This window comes from Sphingomonas aerolata (assembly GCF_003046295.1).
GTDB lineage: Bacteria > Pseudomonadota > Alphaproteobacteria > Sphingomonadales > Sphingomonadaceae > Sphingomonas > Sphingomonas aerolata.
In genome coordinates this window covers 818,220-837,838 of the sequence record NZ_PZZN01000003.1, presented here as the reverse complement: position 1 = coordinate 837,838, position 19,619 = coordinate 818,220, and the positions used below count along the sequence as shown (strand labels likewise).

Genomic DNA, 19,619 nt, shown 5'->3' with positions numbered 1-19,619 from the left:
CCCGCCAAGACGTTTGGCGCTGCGCTACCCAGGTTTCTCCGGATCCGGATATAACTGGCTGGGAAGCTGGTGGCGACCGCGTATTCGGTCTTCGAACGTCCGCACGAGGGGGAGCAATGGCCGAGCCCCGAGAAACCCGACGCCCTAGATCAGGCCGCGGCCCTCGATTTTGACGACCGGAACGAAGCCGTCGCCGCGGTCGGCGGGCATTGCGAAATGCAGGCCGTGCGGGTCGCGGCGGTGCGCTATGCGGTCGCCGCCGAGCAACGTTATGCGCTCGACGACGCCGTCGGCGAAGCGGTGGCGTGCGAGCGCCTCGATCGTCACGTCGCCGCGTGGCCAGCCGAGGAACAGCGCATAGAGCGCGCCCTTGTTCGTGGTGAAGCGCACGTCGCGCGGCGTGAACACCCCCGCAGACTGCTCGTTCTGCATCCCCGTCTGCAGCTTGGTCGGGCCTTCGCCGTAGATCCGCCACGGTCGCGAGCCGAAGATCGCCTCGTCGTTGATCGCGATCCAGCGGCTCATGCCGTCGAGGATCTTTTCCTCTTCGCCGTCGATCGAGCCGTCACCGGGCTGCGGGATCGAGAGCAGCAGATTGCCATTCTTCGACACCACGTCGGCAAGCCGCTGGATGACCTGTTCGGCGGTCTTGTAGCTTTTGTCGTTCAGGCGCGCGACATTGTAGAACCAGTCGCCGATACACGTATCGGTCTGCCACGGCTCGTCCCACAGATGGTCGGTGAAGCCGCGTTCGACGTCCTGGACCAGGCCAAACCGGGCATAGGGTTTCAGCTGCTTGGCGGTCAGCACGACATCGATCTTGCCGTGCCAGGCGATCGACCGATTATAGTAATCCGCCGCCGCCTGGAGCCCGATCGGGCCGAACGGCAGCTCGTAATCGTCGAAATAGCAGAAGTCCGGCTTGTATTTGTCGATCAGGTCGGTCTGCCGGAGCAGCCATTTCGCGGCATAGGACGGGTCGTTCGGCGGCGGGGTCTCGATCCACTGGCCGTCATGCGCATCGTGCCAGGCGTTCATCGCCGCAATCGTGTCGATGCCGTTCGGCAGGACCGCGTGCGCGCCCGTATAGAGCTGTTGCGGATCGAGCCCGTCCCACCATGTACCGTGGCCATCGGCGGCCCGGAGCGTGAACGCGTCGTAGCGCTGTCCCTTGCGCGGCCCGATCGGATCATAGCCATAGGCGGTCTGATACCAGTGCCAGCTATGTGCCGCATGGTTCGAGACGCCGAACTTCAGCCCGACCTTGCGCGCGGCCTTCTCCCAGATGCCAACGACGTCGCGCTTCGGCCCGACGCGGAGCGAATTCCACGCGTGATAGCGACTGTCGTAGCAGTCGAGATTGTCGTGATGATTTGCGAGCGAGACGAAATATTTCGCCCCCGCCTTGGCATAGCGCGCGATCAGCGCGTCGGGGTCCCAGCGCGCCGCGGTCCAGCGGTTCATCACCTCCATCATCCCCGATCGGGTCGGATGGCCATAGGTCTTGAGGTGATGTTCGTACGCTGGATGGCCCTGCATATACATGAAGCGCCCATACCAGTCGCCTTGCTCGGGCACCGATTGCGGGCCCCAATGCGACCACAGGCCAAGCTTCGCATCACGAAACCACTCGGGGTAGCGATAGTGATCGACCAGCGATTGCCAGGTCGGCTGCACCGGGCCCCGCGCCAGCCCCATCGGGCTCTGTGCGAGCGCATGGGTTGCGGGTCCGAGTGCAGCAATACCGGCGAGAACCGACCGACGGCTGAGGTCGATGCTCACGGAGTTGCGACGGATCTGGCGGGCGCGCCGTCAACGCGCGCGCCCGCTGCCGTCGGCAACCCGGTCAGGAGCCGTGCGGTGACGCGGCTACCGATCACTTCGGTGCCACGATCTGGACCAGGGACCCGGCGTCCTGCCCGGTCGGCAGCTTGCCCGACGCGGTCAGGCGCCGGGTCTTGTCGTCCCAGCGGAGGGTCGCCTTGCGGCCGCCCTTGGTCCGATAGTCGTTGGTCACGCCGTCGTCGTCGTAGAGCGCGAAACTGGCATCCGCGCCGGGATAGACGCGAATGGCCTCAAGCGACTGCGCCGTCGCGGTGCTCGGGACCTGGACGCCCATCGGGATGATCGACCCGGCGCGCACGAACAGCGGGATCCTGTCGATCGCTGCGTTCGCGGTGACGGTCTGCCCACCGGTGAAGCGCTGGTTGGTCCAGTAATCATACCAGTCTGCCCCGGCCGGCAGATAGACCTGGCGACTGGTCTTGCCCTGTTCGGTGACGGGGGCGACGAGGAAGGCGGGCCCGAACATATATTCATCGCCCATGTCGGCGACGTTGGGATCGTTCGGGAAATCCATGAACAGCGCGCGCATCATCGGCGCATTGCTCTCATAGGTGTGGCGCCCGAGCGAATAGATGTACGGCATCAGCGAATAGCGCAGCTTCAGGAAGTTCGCGAGAACGGGTTCGGCCGCGGTTCCATATTCCCAGAGCGCGGTGGCCGGGCGCTGGCCGTGGATCCGCAAGGTCGGCGTGAACACGCTATAGGCGAACCAGCGCGTGAACAGCTCGGGATAATCCGCATAGTCGGGCGCCATCGCGGTCGCGCCCGCCGGATCGAGCAGCACCTGACGGGTCGCCTTGGGCCCGTTCGGCCATTGCCAGCCGCCGATGTCGCTGCCCCAATAGGCCATGCCGCTCGCGGTGAAGCCGAGTCCGGCGGGCACCTGCCGGTGCAGCGCCTCCCAGGTCGACTTGATGTCCGACGACCAGAACAGCCCGCCATTGCGCTGGGCGCCCAGATAGGCGGCGCGCGACAGGATCAGGTTGCGCATCGTGGGGCGATCCCGTGCCGACCCGTCCGCGACGCTCATCGTGTGGAGTAGCGGGAAGACGTTGTGATAACGGTCGCCCGAGCCGATCGAATAGAAGCTGCCGTCGGGCACGAGATCGGGCTCGGTCTCGTCGAGCCAGAACCAGTCGAAGCCCTGGCTGGCGATATTGTCGCGGATCCGCTCCCAGAACCAGTTGCGCGCGTCGGGGTTGGTGCTGTCGAGCAAGGCGCCTGCACGATCGGACCGGATCGGCAGGCCGTCGACGGCGTTGCCATCCTTGTCCTTCAGCAGCCAGGACTTGCTCGACAGCAGATTGAAGTAGCGCGATTCCTTTTCGAACCGGGGCCAGACGCTGATGATCGAGTGCATCCCCATCGCCTTGAGCTTGTCGTTCATGCCCTTGGGATCGGGGAAATAGGTTCGGTCGATGTCGAGCTGACCCATGCGCGACCAGTAGAACCAGTCGAGCACCATGATGTCGAGCGGCAGGCCGCGGCTGCGATACCCGTCGGCGATGCCGAGCAGTTCCTTCTCCGTCTCGTACCGCGCCTTGCTCTGGATAAGCCCGAACGCGGCCTTTGGCGGCAGCGGGGTCGTCCCGGTCAGCGTGGCGTAGCCGGCATAGATCTCGTCGGTGGTCGCGCCGGTGATGACGAAGAAGGAGACGCGCTCGCCGACTTCCGACTGCCAGTGCGTCGCACTGTGGAGGCCGGGGGACACGACGGTCGAGGATGGATTGTCCCAGACGATGCCATAGCCCTTGTTGGTGACCATGAAGGGCACGCAGACCGTCTCACCTGCGGGCGCATCGTAATTGTGGCGGCAGTCGATCGTGCGGCCGCGCAGGTCGAGCTTGCCTTCCTGGTTCTGGCCCAGCCCGTAATAATGCTCGTCGGCGGGCGAGGCGAAGCTTGCACCGACGCGGAACGTCTTTTCGCCGTTGACGGTATGCGGCCCCATCTCCCACCCGGTCATCTGCGTCAGCATCGTGCCGTCGGGCTTGCGGATCGTCACCGACACCGGCGGCAGCGATGGCGCGAAATAGCGCTCCATCTGCGTGGGGGCCTTGGGCCAGGGCTTGGCATCGACCGAAAGCGACAGCGCGGCGGACGTGAAGATATCGGCGCCTCCGTCGTTGCGGTACGTCCAGCCTGCGGCATTGGGCTTGGCGTTGGGACCGTCGCCCGGGGGGGCGTCGACCTGCCCGCGGTCGGTCGCGATCGTCACTCGGACGATGTTGGGGGCATAGGCCTCGATCGAAACCAGGCTGCCGTTGCGATCGACCGTCGCGATCGGCGCTGCGAACCCGCTCGTCGCAATCGTCGCCAGCGAAACCCCAACGGCAAATCGCGCGATCAGGCGCGACCAGCTCGGCGATACCGTGCTTCGGGAATCGTCGGACGGCTGCGTGACGACACGGGCTGGGGCGATATGCATTGAAATCCTCTCCGCGGGTCTGTGCCCGTTATGGTACCGCAAGCTTCGCCTAAGCGGCAAATTTGTCGTATAATTGCAGGTCCGCGCTACAGATCAACCGAATTCTCTGCCAAAAATATGACTTGTCAGACAATTCGTCCATTGATACCGATACCACACTGCGACCGCAGAGCGCTTCATGGCTCAAAATGCGGCACAAATTTCGAGCGGTGGTCCGTTCGGTATCCTGGGGAGATGGTGTTTGAACCGCGTAAAATTCCGTTCGGCTTGTGTGCTCAAGGCTCTGGCAAGCGGGGCATCTGCCCTCGCAATTGTCTCGGCATTCACGGTAGCCGCGAGCGCCCAGCAGGCGCCCGCTATCGTTCCCGACACGGCTGAAGAGGTCGCCCCGTCACCGATCGATCAGGGCGCGCAAGCGGGTACCGTCGCACCGAGCGGCGACGTTGCGAATGCGAATGCGGATGCAGACATCGTGGTCACCGGCGTCCGCGCCAGCCTTCGGAGCGCACAGGCGCGCAAGCGCAACGCCAGCCAGATCATCGATTCGATCGTTGCAGAAGATATTGGCAAGCTGCCCGACAACAATGTGTCCGAGGCGCTGCAGCGGATCAGCGGCATCCAGATCGAGCGCAACCAGGGCGAGGGCAGCCGGATCGCGATCCGCGGCCTGACCCAGGTCCGTACCGAGCTGAACGGTCGCGACTATTTCACCGCGGGCGACGGCCGCACGATCAGCCTTGAGGATATCCCCTCTGAACTGCTCGCCGGGATCGACGTCTACAAGAACCCCGCCGCCGACGTGATCGAGGGCGGTCTGGGCGGCACGGTCAACCTGCGCACGCGGATGCCGTTCGACTTTTCGAAGCCGACGATCAGCGGCAGCGCGCGGGTCACACATCACGATCTGGCGGACAAGACCAAGACCTCGTTCTCGGGTCTGATCACCGACACCTACCAGACCGGTCTGGGCGAGATCGGCTTCCTGCTCAACGGATCGCTCCAGCGCGGCGCCTATCGCACCGATGCCTTGTCGATCGAGCCCTATCAGCTGCGCACCGGCATCGTCGATCGGACCGGCAATGGCAGCACGGCTGATGCCGCCGACGCGGTGATCGTGCCCAACGGCGTCGGCCAGTTCAACAATGTCGGCGATCGCCGCCGCATCGGCATTTCCGCGGCCGTCCAGTGGAAGCCTGCCGACAATCTCGAAGTCTACGGCCAGTTCGACTATGCCAATTACAAGTTCAACCAGGTCGGCTATCTCGTCTACCCGTTCGGCCGCGGCGGTGCGCCCATCACGCCGGGGCCGGCGAGCAGCTTCTCGTTCGACGAGAATGGCGAGTTCCAGAGCGGCACGTTCCAGAACGTGTTCGTCGAGGGCAATACCTATCGCAGCGATCGCCGTTCGAAGACCGCATCCTATTCCGGCGGGCTCAAGTTCAATCCGTCGAGCCAGCTCACGCTGACCACGGATGTCAGCTATGTCGACAGTCGCACGAAGACGGAATTCTTCGCGCTCGGCGTCGGCAGCGACCAGCCCAACACGCTCAGCGTCGACATTACCGGCAAACTGCCCGTGATCGGCGTGACCGGGGCAGGGTCGCCCAGCTTCCTCACCGATCCGGCGAACTTCTCCTATCTCTACATCCTCGATTCCAGCAGCCGCAGCCACAACGACCAATGGTCGGTACGGCAGGACGTCGAATATGAGACGGATGGCGGCTTCTTCACGTCGATCAAGGCGGGTGTGCGGTACACCAAGCTGAACGCGGTCGTCGAAAATCCGGTGTTCGGCTATGTCGACTTGTTCGATACGCCACGCGTGCCGCGTACGCCACTCTCGGCGATCCCGGGCTATTACAACCCCGTGCCGGTGAAGAACTTCTTCCGCGGCGATGCGGCCGGGCTGGGCAGCTTCCTGATCCCGCCGTTCGACGTGATCCGTGGCGATCTAAATGCGGTGCGCCAGACCTTCGCCTCCTATTATCCCAATGGCCAGGTCGCCGTTCCGGAATATCTGCCGACCGGTCGCAACGACGTTTCGGAACAGACGATCGGCGGCTATTGGGTCGCGCGGTTCAAGTCCGAGACCATCCTGCCGTTCGACGGCAACCTCGGTGTGCGCATCGTGAATACCAAGACCAACGTCGCCGGCTTCCAGACGCCGTCGGGCGGTCCGACCATTCCGATCGACCAGACCAACAGCTACACCTCGGTCCTGCCGAGCCTGAACATCCGCTTCCCGATCACCGAGACCTTGCAACTGCGCCTGGCCGCGTCGAAGGGCCTGACGCGACCGGATTACAATCTGCTCAACTCAGTACTGACGTTCGATCCCGTCAGCCGGCGGGGCTCGTCGGGCAATCCCGATCTGAAGCCGCTGCGAGCCGATCAGCTCGACGTCTCGTTCGAATGGTATTTCAACAAGACCAGCTCGGTCTATGCCGCTGCCTTCTACAAGGCGGTCAACGGCTTCATCGCGCGCGTGGACGATCCGGTGGTGATCGACGGCACGCAATATCAGATCAACCGGCCGGTCAACGGCGCGAACGGCAAGATCAAGGGGTTCGAAGTCGGCTATCAGCAGTTCTTCGATTTCCTGCCGGGGCCGCTGTCGGGCTTCGGAGTGCAGGCCAACTACACCTATGTGGATTCCAAGGCGCCCAATCCGAGCGCCGGTGCGATCCCCGGCGCGCCGATCTCGGTGCCGCTCGAGGGGCTGTCGAAGAACAGCTACAATCTGGTCGGCATCTACGAAAAATACGGACTGTCGGCGCGTGTCGCATACAACTGGCGCGACGATTACGTCCGCACCACGTCCGCCAGCGGCACGGGCAATCTGCCGATCTACGACCGGGCGTTCGGCCAGCTCGACGCCTCGATCAGCTACGACGTCACGCCCAACATCACCGCGTCGGTGGATGCCACGAACCTGCTCAACACGCGGCGTGAGACGTTCTTCGGGCTGGACAGCCGGCCGCGTGACTATTCGGTCGTTGATCGCCGCTTCGGCGCGACGCTCCGCGTGAACTACTGACCGGCTGAAGCCCGGGGGTCTCGAAAGGCTCCCGGGCTTCAGGCGCGATCCCGTGCGATGTCGCCACCTGAACCTGTAGCACAGCACCGCGATCCGCGCCGTGGGGGTTGCAATGCCGTCGCCAGGGCGCCCACCAGTGTCCGACGAATGCGAACGCCAGCATTGACGGCGCAACGAACGGGGCTCGCCCGGCAGCGATGGATAGGAAGCCAGAGATGACGGATGCGCACGAGACGGGTCGGCTGAACCGGCGGCATTTCCTGGGAAGCGGAACCGCGATCGGCGTGGCGCTGGCCGCGGACGGTGTCGCGCAGGCTGCACCGGTGCGGGCGCCAGCGATCGGCGCATTGCCGATGCCGGCGACCCGCGACGACCTGCCGCTGCGCGCGACGGTCGAGGATCCCAGCCGGCTGCTGCTCGATCGCAGCTGGCGCTTCCATATCGGCGATATCCCGATGCCGGAAATCCGCGGCCATGGCTGGTCCTACAACAGCGCCAAGGCGGGGCAGGCGCAGGGTGCGGCGGCGATGCAATATGACGATTCGGACTGGTCCGAGGTCGATCTGCCGCACGACTGGGCATCGACGATGCCGTTCGAGGAAAGCGCCAATGTCTCGCAAGGCTATCGCCGGCGCGGCTTCGGCTGGTACCGGCGCGCGCTGCGGCTCGATCCCGCGGATCGGGGGCGGTATCTGGAGTTGCAGTTCGGCGGGATCGCGACGAATGCGACGATCTGGTTCAACGGATCGATCGTCGCGCACAACTGGAGCGGCTATAACTCGGTCTATGTCGACATCACCGATCTGGCGCGGTTCGGCGACGATCTGAACAGCATCGTCGTGCGGGTCGATGCGCAGACGATGGAGGGCTGGTGGTACGAGGGCGCCGGGCTGTACCGCCATGTCTGGCTGGCGAAACGCGATGCGACCTACATCGCGACCGATGGCATCCACGCCGACCCGCGCCGCGCCGCCGATGGCACATGGAGCGTGCCCGTCACCGCGACGCTCGGCAATATCGGCAAGATCCCGGCCGAAGCGAGCATCGAGGTGTCGCTGATCGATCCCGACGGCCGCACGATCACGACGCAGACCGCAGCGGCGCGTCTGCCGTCGCTGAAGCCGGGCAGCGCGACGCTGACCATCCCGGTTCCCGCGCCGCTGCTATGGTCGATCGACGCGCCGACGCTCTACACGCTGCGGACGCGGCTGATGCGCGGCGGCAAGCCCGTCGACGAACGCACGCTGCGGATCGGGTTTCGCACACTGCGCTTCGACGCCGCGACGGGCTTCCATCTCAACGACCGTCCGCTCAAGATCAAGGGTACGTGCAACCACCAGGATCACGCCGGTGTCGGCGTCGCGGTGCCCGATGCGCTGTGGGACTGGCGATTGCGGCGTCTGAAGGACCTGGGATGCAACGCGATCCGCTTCGCGCACAGCGCGATCGCGACCGAGGTGCTCGACGCGTGCGACCGGCTCGGCTTCCTGGTGATGAGCGAGAACCGCAACTTCAACACCAGCCCCGATTACATGGACCAGCTCGAATGGCTGGTCCGCCGCGATCGCAACCGGCCGAGCGTGTTCATGTGGTCGGTGTTCAACGAGGAACCGATGCAGGGGACGCCCGCCGGGTACGAGATGGTCCGCCGCATGTCGGTCGCGGTGAAGGCGCTCGACGACAGCCGACCGGTCACCGCGGCGATGAACAGCGGGATGTTCGCGCCGGTCAATGTCAGCCAGGCGGTCGACGTGGTCGGCTTCAACTATCAGCGCGACCAATATGACCGGTTCCACGCCGCCAACCCGACGCTGCCGCTGACGAGTTCGGAGGACACCAGCAGTTTCATGACGCGCGGGGCGTGGGAGACCGACCGCGCCGCGCACGTGATGGCGTCGTATGACGAGGAACCGGCGGACTGGGGCAGCACCCACCGCGAGGGCTGGAAATCGGTTGCCGAGCGGCCGTTCGTCGCGGGGACGTTCGTGTGGACCGGGTTCGACTATCACGGTGAGCCAACCCCGTTCGAATGGCCGTCCGCGGGCAGCTATTTCGGGATCATGGACCTGTGCGGCTTTCCCAAGATGGCCTTCTATCTGCACCGCGCGCAGTGGGTCGACGACGTGCCGCTGCTCGATCTGATGCCGCACTGGAACTGGCCTGGCCGCGAGGGGCAGGCGATCAAGGTGATGGCGCTGACCAATGTCGAGTCCGTGCGGCTGATGCTTAATGGCGGTCTGATCGGCGAGCAGAAGGTCGATCGCTACACGATGCCGAGCTGGCAGGTGCCCTATGCGCCGGGCCGGCTCGAGGCGATCGGCTATCGCGGCGGACGCGAGGTCGCGCGCAGCGTGGTCGAGACGACCGGCGCGCCGGTGGCGCTGCGGATCACGCCCGACCGGCGTGCGATGGCGGCGGATGGCGAGGACGTGCAGCCCTGTACGATCGACGCGGTCGATGCGCGCGGACGGCATGTGCCGACCGCCAATCTCGACGTCACCTTTGCGGTAAGCGGCGGCGCGATCATCGGCCTCGGCAATGGCGATCCGGTCAGCCACGAAGCCGAACAGGGCAATCGCCGCCGCCTGTTCAACGGCCTGGCGCAGGTCATCGTTCGCGCGGGCGGCGGCGGCGCGGGTACCGTCAAGCTCTCGGCCAGCGCGGCGGGATTGCGCCCTGCCACCAGCACCGTGCGCCGCCTGGCGACACCGGCCCGTCCGTCCGTCGCGCCCGCCCGCATGACGCTGACGGTGCAGGACTGGCGGCAGTCGCCTGCCGCCACCGCCAAACCGTCGCCCGATATCGTGCTGGCGGACAATGACATGAACAGCTGGCTGTATGTCCGCGCGGGTGAGATCCAGCCGCCGCAGGGCAGTGGCCGCTGGACCGTGCTGCGCGCCAAGCTCACCCCGCACCGCGGCACGCGCGAACGGGGCGGGACGATCGTGTTCAAGGATCTGGTCGGTCGCGGCGAAATCTGGATCGACGGCAAGCGCGCCGCGACGAAGCCCGATTTCGCCGCCACTACGCTGCGCGCCGCCTTCCCGCCAGGCCCCGGCGAGCGGATCGTCACCCTCCTGCTCGAAAGCGACGGCACGGTCGCATCGGGCCTGGGCGGACTCGTCTTCGTCGAGGACTGATCCGTGCCGGCTTTCCCGTTTCCCGTTCGAGGTACTGCATCATGATCTTCCGCTCCTCCCGCACACTCGCCGGCCTGACCCTCGCCGCCACGCTGTTCGCCGGCACCGCGCACGCGCAGACCGCGACCGAGGTACCCAGGTTGGTGACCCGCGACGGGCATCACGCGCTGATGGTCGATGGCGCGCCGTGGCTGATGCTTGGCGCGCAGGTCAATAATTCGAGCAATTATACGGCAATGCTGCCCAAGGTCTGGCCGACGATCCACGCGATGCACGCCAACACCGTCGAGGTGCCGATCGCATGGGAGCAGATCGAGCGAACCGAAGGGCAATTCGACTTTTCCTTCCTCGACCAGCTGCTTGCCGAGGCGCGCCAGAACAAGGTGCGCCTCGTCCTGCTGTGGTTCGCGACGTGGAAGAATACCTCGCCCAATTATGCGCCCGCCTGGGTCAAGCTCGACAACGCGCGGTTCCCGCGGATGACGAACGCCAAGGGCGAGACGCATTATGCGCTGTCGCCGCTTCATCGGTCGACGCTGGAGGCGGACAAGCGCGCCTTCGTCAAGCTGATGCAGCATCTGAAGGCCGCCGATCCGCAGAACACCGTCATCATGGTCCAGCCCGAGAACGAGGCCGGTACCTATGGCAGCGTCCGCGATTTCTCGCCGGTCGCGCAGAAGCTCTTCGACGGTCCGGTCCCGGCGGCGCTGCTCAAAAAATTCCGCAAGCCCGCGGGCAGCTGGAAACAGGTGTTCGGCGCCGATGCCGACGAGTATTTCCACGCCTGGTCGATCGCCCGCTACATCGAGGAGATCGCGGCGGCGGGCAAGGCGGTGAAGCCGGTGCCGATGTACGTCAATGCCGCGCTCGCCTCCGCCTTCGGACGGCAGGCGGCAACGACCTATTCGAGCGGTGGGCCGATCCATCACGTGATCGACGTGTACAAGGCCGCGGCGCCGTCGCTCGATCTGGTCGCGCCCGACATCTATGCGCGCGATCATGCCGCGTTTCTCGAATATCTGAAGCTCTACGGCCGTGCCGACAACGCCCTGCTGATCCCGGAGACGGGCAATGCGCCCGAGTTTGCACGATATTTCTATCCGGTGGTCGGCAAGGGCGGCCTCGGCTTCGCGCCGTTCGGGATGGACGATAGCGGCTATTACAACTTCCCGCTCGGTGCGAAGACGCTGGACGCGCCGACGATGGAGCTGTTCGCGCGCAACTACCGCGTGTTCGCGCCGATGATGCGGGAATGGGCAAAGCTGGCCTTTGCCGGCAAGACCTGGGGCGTGGCCGAGCCGACCGATCCGAAGGCCGAGCACAAGCAGATCATGGACCTCGGCAAGTACCGCGCCACCGCGACGTTCGGCCAGTATCAGTTCGGCACCGACAAGCCGACCGGCAACCCCCAACCGACCGGCGGTCTTGCTGTCGCCGAGATCGGCCCCGACGAATATCTCGTGACCGGATTCGATACGCGCGTCTCGTTCGCGCTGGCGGATGCGAACAGCGGGCGTTCGATGCTCTACGATCGGGTCGAGGAGGGGCATTACGACGCGCAGGGGCACTGGGTGTTCGACCGTGTGCTGAACGGTGATCAGACCGACTACGGGATCAACTTCACCGATCGTGCACAGGTGCTCCACGTCAAGCTTGGCAGCTACAAGGGGAATCCGGTCATCCCGGTCGGCAATCCGAATTAGGAGGCACCGCGGTCGCCAGACCCGGCATGTTCGATGACCGGCCACGAGAGCCGTCATCTTATTGGAACCATGTCATAATCGTTGCATCGAAAGCTATCGTCGGCCAGATCGGTTGTTCAACATCCTGTTAACTGGCGACCATTGAGAACAGCCCAAATGGAGGGCTGTTTTATCATGATTTACCGTAAGATGACGAGCAGGGTTCTTAGCATTGCGGTCGGCATGATCGCGGTGTCTGGCGTGGCGACATCGGCACATGCACAAACCGCCAGCGGCACGATCGGCGTGTCCCTGAACATCCTCGCGGCCTGTGCGGTGAATGGCGGCAACAGCGCCGCGACCATGGGGCGGATCGGGACGATCGCCTTTGCCGATCAGTCGGGCGTCTTCGGCAATGCCGATGCGACGATGGTCGCGCAAGGCAGTACGAATGCGGTCACGGTGTTGTGCACACCAGGCCTCGCGCCGAAGGTCACGGTCGGGGCGGGCGCGAACGACGCGGGCAATGTCCGTCAGCTGGCCTATCTGGGGCAGACCGTCGCGTATCGGCTGTATACGGACGCGTCGCGGCAGGATGAAATCACCATCGGCAGGCAGATCAGCCTCGGCACCGCGGCCACCTCGGCGTTGACGCTGCCGATCTTTGCCCGCGCGTCGAGCAACGGCCTGGCGCTGCCGGCGGGCACCTATACCGATACGGTACAGGTGACGCTCAGCTGGTAGCGGCGGTGCGCGCCGTCCGGGCTTTCCTCGCGGTGTCGGCGATTGCAGGCTGTGCGTCGGGGAGCATGGCCGAGACCAGCCGCACCTTCAGGGTCGGCGCGGTCATCGCCAATGGTTGCGCGATCAGCGCCGATACCGGGGGCAGTTGGGGATCGATCGACCTCGGGTCGGTGAACGGGGTCGATGGGGGAGCCGCGCAAGGCAGCCTGGTCACCGCGGTTGCCGCCGGATTGCAGATCGACTGCACCCCGGGAATGAGCGTCACCCTCACCGCGGACAATGGCAGTCAGCCGTCCAACGGGGTGCGCCAGCTCGTCCACGCAACCCGGCCTGCCGATCGCATGCCCTATCAGCTGTTCGCGAACGGCAGTCAGACGCCCTGGACGTCGCAGGCGATCGCGCTGGCATTCCCGCTCGGGACGTCGCGACTCTCCGTTCCCGTCCAGGCCCGTGCCGTCGTTCAGCGCAGCGTGGCAGCGGGGCGATATTCCGATGTGGTTCGCATCACCGTCACCTGGTGATGCAGCAAGGACAAGTCATGAAGATCCTGCGTATCTTGACCGCCATCGTCTCGCCGCTCCTGCTGCTGCCGGGCACCAGCCGAGCCGCGGCGGTCATCATCTGGCCGGTCGATCCGAAAATCGCCGCCACCGAGCGCGCGACCGCGCTGTGGATCGAGAACAAGGGTAACGAACCGATCACGATGCAGGTCCGGACTTTGCGCTGGTCGCAGGGTCCGCAGGGCGATCTGTACGACGACCAGGACGAGATCGTTGCCAGCCCGCCGATCGCGGTCATCCCGGCGGGGGAACGGCAGATGATCCGTGTGCTGCGGCGCGAGCGGCCTGCTGTCGCGGCGAACGACCAGACCGGCCCGGGGGAGCGCAGCTACCGCCTGTTGATCGACGAAATCCCCACCGCGAACGCGCCGAATGCGAGCCGGCTGCCGGCGGCCGAGCTTGCGGTACAGATGCGCTATTCGGTTCCGCTCTTCACCTATGCGGGGTCCGTCACCGCGGCCAAGCCCGAACTGACCGCGACGGTGGAACGGAGCGGCAGCGGTCGGACGCTGGCGATCCGCAATACCGGCATGCTGCATGCGCGCCTCGTCGATATCCGGACGGCGGACGACAAGAAGACCAGTCTTGCTTCGGGGCTCGCGGGTTATGTCCTTGCGGGTCAGACCATGCGCTGGCCGGTACCGGACGGCGTGCCGGACACTAGTCAGATCATCGCAAACGTCAATGGCGCCGATCAGCGCCTTGCAGCGCGTTGATCCGTCCGACACGCCATGATCCGCGGTGCGCTCCTGCTGACGACCATGCTGGTCTGCCTGCCACAAATGGCACGCGCGGGTGACCCGGTGCAGCAGCTGTTCGTCGAGCTGGTGGTGAACGGCCGTGCCACCGGTGACCTGGTGCCGCTGCGGATCGTCGGCACACGCATGCTCGTGCCGACCGAGGCGCTCAGCCGAAATGGCGTGACGCTTGAGGGGGAGGGCGGAGGGACGGAGCGCGACGTCGCGTCGCTGCCGCACACCCGCGCCCGCTATGATGCCGCGCTCCAGGCGCTCCATCTCGAAACCGCGCCCGAATTTCTACCGACCACCCGGATCGCCGCGGGTGACAGGCCCCGCGCCGCCACGCTCGCCAGCTGGGGCGCGATGGTCAACTACCAGTTCTATGCGCAGCGCGCCGACGGAGGCTCCCTTGCCTCCTTATGGTCCGAACAGCGGCTGTTCGGGCCGGTCGCGACGCTGTCCAATTCCGGCGTGCTGCGGGTCGGGTCCCGCATCGGCGGCTATCTGCGCTACGATACGCATGCGAGATTCATCAACGAGGATCGCGCGCTGACCGTCACGGCGGGTGACCTGATCACGCGGTCCTTGCCCTGGAGCACGTCTGTCCGGCTGGGTGGTTTGCAGCTTACGCGCGATTTCAATACGCGGCCGGACCTGTTGACGATGCCGCTGCCGAGCTTTGCGGGCAAGGCGGCGGTGCCGTCGGCGGTGGACCTGTTCGTCGACGGCTATCGGCAGCAGGGCGCGGACGTCGCGCCCGGTCGGTTCGTGCTGCAGGATGTCCCGTCGATCAACGGCGCTGGCGAGGCCGTGATCGTCACGACGGACGCCGTGGGCCGGCAGATCGCGACCACGATCCCCTTCTACGTCTCGTCGACGCTGCTGCGCGCCGGGCTCACCGATTTTGCAGCCGAAGCCGGCGCCATCCGCCAAGGCTATGGCATCCGCAACTTCGATTACGGCACGCTCGCCGCCAATGGCTCGATCCGACGCGGCATGACGTCGTTCCTGACGCTCGAGGCGCATGCCGAGGCGACCGCCCGGCTTCGGCAGATTGGGGGCGGGCTTGTCGTGGCGCCGTGGCGATTTGGCACCATAGCGCTGTCGGTCAGTGCGTCGCGTTCGGGTCAGGCCGTGGGCCATCGTTGGTCGCTCGGCTACAGCTATACCGCGCGTCACTTCAGCGTTGCCGCACAATATGACGATCGCAGCAGGGGCTTTCGCGAGCTGGCAAGCTTCGACCTCGCAAATCCCGCGACACGGCGGCGGACCTATCGCGCGATCGCCAACGTCAATCTGGCGCGGCTGGGCACATTGGGGGCTGCGTATATTTCGGGGCGAACCTTGGGATCGGTCGACGAACTCACGCTACGTTCGCGCCTGCTGTCCTTGTCCTATGGTCGTCCGGTCGGATCGCGGGCGAACCTGTTCGTGACTGCGGATCGCGATTTCGAACGGGGCGCGACTAGCGCCCAACTGCGCCTGTTCATCCCGTTCGGACGCAATGCGGCCAGCGGCGGGATTAGCCGTTCGGCCGGGCGCAATCTCTATCAGGTCGGTTATACCCGGGCGACGCCGACCGATGGCGGCCTTGGCATCGATGCCGGGATAGCAGCGGCAAGCCGGGGGCCGGCATCGGGGCAGGTGACCGGGACATGGCGCGCGCCCTTCATCGAAGTGCAGGCCGGGGGCGCGACGGCCCAGGCGCGTAGCTCGGCCTGGGTTGGCGCATCGGGTTCGATCGTGGCGATGGACGGCGGCCTGTTCGTCGCCAACCAGGCAAGCGATGCCTTTGCGGTCGTCGAGACTGGCGTGGCGGGCGTTGGCGTCAGTTACGAAAACCAGCCGGTCGGCGTGACGAGCCGCAAGGGCCATCTCTTCGTGCCCAATGTCGTGCCCTATCTTCCGGTCCGCTTCGCGATCGATACGCTGTCGCTGTCGGAGAATCACGTCGCGTCCGCGGTGGAGCAGCGGGTTGCCGTGCGGCAGGGCAGTGGCGCCGTCGTGCGCCTGAACGTTCGCATGACGCGCAACATCCTCGCCGTGCTCGTCGACAGGAACGGGGCGGCGCTCAAGCCGGGCGGTCGCGTCCGGCGTGAGGGACATCCCGACGTCGCCATCGGCTGGGACGGCATCGCGTATCTGGAGGATGTCGGCGAACAGGTGTCACTCTCCGCGCTGACGTCGGACGGGACGGTGTGCCAGGCGACGTTCGGCGTCTCCGCAGACGTCGCGGCGCTGTCACGGATAGGACCGGTCTCGTGCCGGTGATGGTGTCGCTGCGGCTGTTCTTCGCACTGGTGGTCCTGAGCATCGTCACGGGCCCTGCATTCGCCGCCTGCACGACATCGTCCGGGGCACTCACCTTCTCGCCGGTGTCGTCGTACGACGTGCGAGGGGGCACGGTGCCGCAGGTTGCCGGATCCGCCGGTCTTTCCTGTACGGGGTCCGTGCTGACCCTGATCGGCGGCAATTCGGCGCGCGCGACCATCACCAGCCTCAACCAGTTTCGCCTGGTCAAAGGCGCCGACGCGATCGCCTATCAGGTGTCGGCAGATGCCAGCGGCACCACGCCGTTCACGCAAGGATCGACCGTCAACTATATGAGCGGCAGCCTGCTGGCGCTGCAGGGCGGTGGAAGCAGTTTCACCACGCCGTTGTTCGCGCGTTTGACGGCGGCTCCCAATGTGGCCGCCGGGACGTATAGCGACACACTGACGGTGCAATGGGACTATAGCGTCTGCAACGGGGTGAATGTGCTCGGTGTCGTCTGTACGGGCTATGATAGCGGGAAGGTCGTCGTAACGCTTCAGGTGACGCTGGTGGTCGGCAACGACTGCAAGATCACCGCGCCCGACCTGTCCTTCGGCAGTGCGGCGCTCGTTACGCAGTTCGGGCCGGTGACCTCGGCCGTCCAGATCGATTGCACCCGCGACGCCGTCTACCGGATCGGTTTCACACCCGGCGGCGCCGGCACGGGCGCGGCGTGGCGGCAGATGACCAGCGGCGCGGGCGCGACGTTGCAGTATCAGATCTATCATGCGGATGGCGTCACCGTCTGGAACGAAGCCAACCCGCTTACCGGCGCAAGCCCCGGAACGGGCAGCCTGACCCCGGTCAGAACCTATCCCTATGTCGCCAGGATCAATCAGGCGCAGGTCACGCCAACGGCGGGAAGCTACCAGGATACCGTCAGTGTGGTCGTGACATTCTGATCGATCGGCCACTGACCTTTGGCGGCAATCCTGCGATCGCGGCATCGCGCATCACGCGGGGCGGATGATGTCGCCGACACGAACGTCAGACAGGCCGAGCCATTGCGCCATCCGCTCCAACTCGACCTGCAGGCGCGGCAGCGTGTCGTCGGGCGCCCCCGGTTCGAACGTTATGCGCTTCGCCAGCAGCGCGCCCGCTTGCCGGTCCGCCTTGAGATCGACCCGCGCGACCAACGCCTCGTCCATCAGGAAGGGCAGCACATAATAGCCGTGGGTGCGTTGCGCCTGCGGCACATAGATCTCGATACGGTACCGGAAGCCGAACAGGCGTTCGGTGCGGCCGCGTTCCCAGATCAGCGGATCGAAGGGTGCCAGCAAGGCCGCACCGCGCACCCGGCGGGGCACCGCGGCGTCGCGGTGGAGCCAGACCTTCTGGCTGCAGCCGTCCACGCGGACGGGCACCAACACCTGATCCTCGACCAGATCGGCAATGGCATGATCCGCCTCGACGGGCTTCAGCCGGAAATAATCACGCAACTCGGCAGCGGTCGCGATGCCGAGCGCGCGGGCGCTCCGCTCGATCAGCGCCCGCTGCGCCTCGGCGACGCTCGGCGTGGGCATGGCGAGCACGGCAGGGGGCAGCACCCGCTCGGGCAGGTCATAGACCCGCGCGAAACTGCCGCGCCGCGTCGCCGTCGTGATCCGGCCCGACCAGAACAGCCATTCTAGCGCGTGTTTGACGTCGCTCCATTCCCACCAGCCGCTGCGGCTCGTCCCGTTTTCGAAATCGGCGGCGGTCAGGGGGCCCTCGGCTGCGATGCGCGCCAGCACGGCGTCGGCTTCGCTGCGATGCTCTGTCGCAAAGCGGCGAAGCGCGGCGTAGCCGATCTCGCCTCGTTCAGCGCGGGCCATCCGCCATCGCAGCAGCGGATGAAGCTCGAGCGGCAGCAGCGACGCCTCATGCGCCCAATATTCGAAGAACCGGCGATGCGGCTTCGGGCCCCAGGCGGCGCGCTCGAGCAGCGCCCGGTCGTAGCCGCCAAGCCGGGAAAACAGTGGCAGGTAATGCGCACGGGCCAGCACGTTGACGCTGTCGATCTGGAAAAGGCCCGTCCGATCGGCGACCTTGCGGACATGCGCCGCCGTGACCCGAGACGGCAGTGGACGGTCGAACCCCTGGGCTGCAAGGGCAATGCGGCGCGCATCGGCCTGCGAGATGATCATGTGGTGATGATGGTCGCAAATGACAGCGACGGTCAATGTCACCGCGGTTGCCCCCGCCGGGCTACGGCGTAGTCCGTGTGATCCGGAAGACGCGGGGCGTACAGGCAATCGCGGAACGCCGCGAGCGCCTTTGTCGCTACTGGTCGGCGACCTTGATCTCGGTGATTTCCGCGTTTGAAAGACCTGGTTTTTCCGTGCGGAGATAGTGGAGGAGTTCGCCGATCTCCCGCGCATCGAAGCGGAGGTCGAGAGCGTCCATATGGATAGCGACGGAACGCTGCCGCGCCTCCGACAGGCCAGCGACGATATCGACGCACGCCTCGAGCGTTCCGCGTCCGACTTCCGTCGGTGTCGCGCCGGCGGACGATGCGTCAGCGAAGATCCGGGCCGGCTCGCTCAAGGGGTAGGTGGTCATGACTGTCGCGTCCGTCGTCTACGGGGCAGGACATCGCCCGCCGGGGTGAGCCGGCGGGCGATCGTTTCAGGCGTCTTCCGCGTCGATGTTGACGCTCGTCTCGGCGAGCTTCGTCATATATTCGTCGCCACCGTAAATGTCCTTGGTGGCCGCGTTCAGCGCCTTGTGATCATTCTTGAGACCCAGCGCCTTGGCATAGGCTGCGGCCGTGCCGAAACCGGCGATCCCGTAATGCGTCATCCGCTGATATTGGGCGATGATCATGACATCGAGCAGCGGACCCTTTGACGGACCCTCTTCGACGACATGCTTGGTGGCTTCGGCAACCAGCCCTTCCATGCCCTTGCAATGCTCCTTCGAGACCTTCTCGTCGTTCGACGCGATCAGTTCCTTGAGGAGATCGGTATGCTTCTCGATATCCGCCTGCGACTTGGTCAGCATGTCCTTCAGCGCGGCATCGCTGGCCTTCGACGTGATCTTCTTCAGGACCTTCTTCATCTGGTCGTTCGCCGACCACAGGTCCTTCAGCTCGTCGGTGTAGATGTCTTTCAGATCTTCAGGTGCAGACATGGGATGGTCCTTGCTGGAC

The 19,619-nt window shown here is 65.5% G+C and carries 13 protein-coding genes; 8 read left to right on the top strand and 5 right to left on the bottom strand.

What is annotated here, in order from left to right; all coding sequences use genetic code 11:
- Positions 1–144 precede the first annotated feature (144 nt).
- Both C8J24_RS16250 and C8J24_RS16245 read right to left on the bottom strand, forming a co-directional pair.
- The gene (locus C8J24_RS16250) at positions 145–1,776 is read right to left on the bottom strand and encodes an alpha-L-fucosidase (RefSeq protein WP_244180843.1); all 1,632 of its coding nucleotides are present in this window, start codon (positions 1,774–1,776) and stop codon (positions 145–147) included.
- A 100-nt stretch (positions 1,777–1,876) separates the two neighbouring features.
- The gene (locus C8J24_RS16245) at positions 1,877–4,273 is read right to left on the bottom strand and encodes a glycoside hydrolase family 31 protein (protein WP_107933992.1); all 2,397 of its coding nucleotides are present in this window, start codon (positions 4,271–4,273) and stop codon (positions 1,877–1,879) included.
- Between the two features lie 241 nt (positions 4,274–4,514).
- On the opposite strand from C8J24_RS16245, the gene C8J24_RS16240 reads away from it, so the two are divergent.
- From C8J24_RS16240 to C8J24_RS16205, 8 genes are all read left to right on the top strand, one after another.
- Positions 4,515–7,310 carry a TonB-dependent receptor gene (locus C8J24_RS16240; protein ID WP_162235436.1) on the top strand — a complete coding sequence of 932 codons (2,796 nt, stop codon included), beginning with the start codon at positions 4,515–4,517 and terminating at the stop codon, positions 7,308–7,310.
- 215 nt (positions 7,311–7,525) lie between these two features.
- Entirely contained in the window at positions 7,526–10,450 is a 2,925-nt protein-coding gene (gene galA / locus C8J24_RS16235; RefSeq protein ID WP_107933990.1) for a beta-galactosidase GalA, read from the top strand.
- A gap of 41 nt (positions 10,451–10,491) precedes the next feature.
- Positions 10,492–12,153, top strand: a complete 1,662-nt coding sequence (locus tag C8J24_RS16230; RefSeq protein WP_107933987.1) for a DUF5597 domain-containing protein — start codon at positions 10,492–10,494, stop codon at positions 12,151–12,153.
- A gap of 174 nt (positions 12,154–12,327) precedes the next feature.
- Entirely contained in the window at positions 12,328–12,876 is a 549-nt protein-coding gene (locus C8J24_RS16225; RefSeq protein ID WP_167396792.1) for a Csu type fimbrial protein, read from the top strand.
- Between the two features lie 65 nt (positions 12,877–12,941).
- Positions 12,942–13,397: a spore coat protein U domain-containing protein gene (locus C8J24_RS16220; RefSeq protein ID WP_107933982.1), complete on the top strand. Its 456-nt coding sequence runs from the start codon at positions 12,942–12,944 to the stop codon at positions 13,395–13,397.
- Positions 13,398–13,414: 17 nt separating this feature from the next.
- Positions 13,415–14,152, top strand: coding sequence for a fimbrial biogenesis chaperone (locus tag C8J24_RS16215; RefSeq protein WP_167396790.1), 738 nt, complete (start codon positions 13,415–13,417; stop codon positions 14,150–14,152).
- Positions 14,153–14,167: 15 nt separating this feature from the next.
- Positions 14,168–16,447, top strand: a complete 2,280-nt coding sequence (locus C8J24_RS16210; protein ID WP_107933977.1) for a fimbria/pilus outer membrane usher protein — start codon at positions 14,168–14,170, stop codon at positions 16,445–16,447.
- Positions 16,447–17,391 (top strand): Csu type fimbrial protein, encoded by a 945-nt coding sequence (locus C8J24_RS16205; RefSeq protein WP_107933975.1) that lies wholly within the window; start codon positions 16,447–16,449, stop codon positions 17,389–17,391. The genes C8J24_RS16210 and C8J24_RS16205 overlap by 1 nt, the downstream gene beginning before the upstream one ends.
- Positions 17,392–17,442: 51 nt before the next feature.
- Here C8J24_RS16205 and C8J24_RS16200 read toward each other — a convergent pair whose 3' ends face one another.
- From C8J24_RS16200 to C8J24_RS16190, 3 genes are all read right to left on the bottom strand, one after another.
- The gene (locus C8J24_RS16200; protein WP_107933972.1) at positions 17,443–18,615 is read right to left on the bottom strand and encodes a winged helix-turn-helix domain-containing protein; all 1,173 of its coding nucleotides are present in this window, start codon (positions 18,613–18,615) and stop codon (positions 17,443–17,445) included.
- Between the two features lie 136 nt (positions 18,616–18,751).
- The gene (locus C8J24_RS16195; RefSeq protein ID WP_056677111.1) at positions 18,752–19,030 is read right to left on the bottom strand and encodes a hypothetical protein; all 279 of its coding nucleotides are present in this window, start codon (positions 19,028–19,030) and stop codon (positions 18,752–18,754) included.
- Positions 19,031–19,096: 66 nt separating this feature from the next.
- Positions 19,097–19,600: a ferritin-like domain-containing protein gene (locus tag C8J24_RS16190; protein ID WP_056677099.1), complete on the bottom strand. Its 504-nt coding sequence runs from the start codon at positions 19,598–19,600 to the stop codon at positions 19,097–19,099.
- Positions 19,601–19,619 lie beyond the last annotated feature (19 nt).

Excerpts from the sequence above, each read along its gene's own strand:
- C8J24_RS16220 (WP_107933982.1), top strand. The coding sequence starts at position 12,942 with ATGGCCGAGACCAGCCGCACCTTCAGGGTCGGCGCGGTCATCGCCAAT.
- C8J24_RS16225 (WP_167396792.1), top strand. The coding sequence starts at position 12,328 with ATGATTTACCGTAAGATGACGAGCAGGGTTCTTAGCATTGCGGTCGGC.
- C8J24_RS16245 (WP_107933992.1), bottom strand. The coding sequence starts at position 4,273 with ATGCATATCGCCCCAGCCCGTGTCGTCACGCAGCCGTCCGACGATTCC.
- C8J24_RS16195 (WP_056677111.1), bottom strand. The coding sequence starts at position 19,030 with ATGACCACCTACCCCTTGAGCGAGCCGGCCCGGATCTTCGCTGACGCA.
- C8J24_RS16230 (WP_107933987.1), top strand. The coding sequence starts at position 10,492 with ATGATCTTCCGCTCCTCCCGCACACTCGCCGGCCTGACCCTCGCCGCC.
- C8J24_RS16215 (WP_167396790.1), top strand. The coding sequence starts at position 13,415 with ATGAAGATCCTGCGTATCTTGACCGCCATCGTCTCGCCGCTCCTGCTG.
- C8J24_RS16200 (WP_107933972.1), bottom strand. The coding sequence starts at position 18,615 with ATGATCATCTCGCAGGCCGATGCGCGCCGCATTGCCCTTGCAGCCCAG.
- C8J24_RS16190 (WP_056677099.1), bottom strand. The coding sequence starts at position 19,600 with ATGTCTGCACCTGAAGATCTGAAAGACATCTACACCGACGAGCTGAAG.
- galA (WP_107933990.1), top strand. The coding sequence starts at position 7,526 with ATGACGGATGCGCACGAGACGGGTCGGCTGAACCGGCGGCATTTCCTG.
- C8J24_RS16205 (WP_107933975.1), top strand. The coding sequence starts at position 16,447 with ATGGTGTCGCTGCGGCTGTTCTTCGCACTGGTGGTCCTGAGCATCGTC.
- C8J24_RS16210 (WP_107933977.1), top strand. The coding sequence starts at position 14,168 with ATGATCCGCGGTGCGCTCCTGCTGACGACCATGCTGGTCTGCCTGCCA.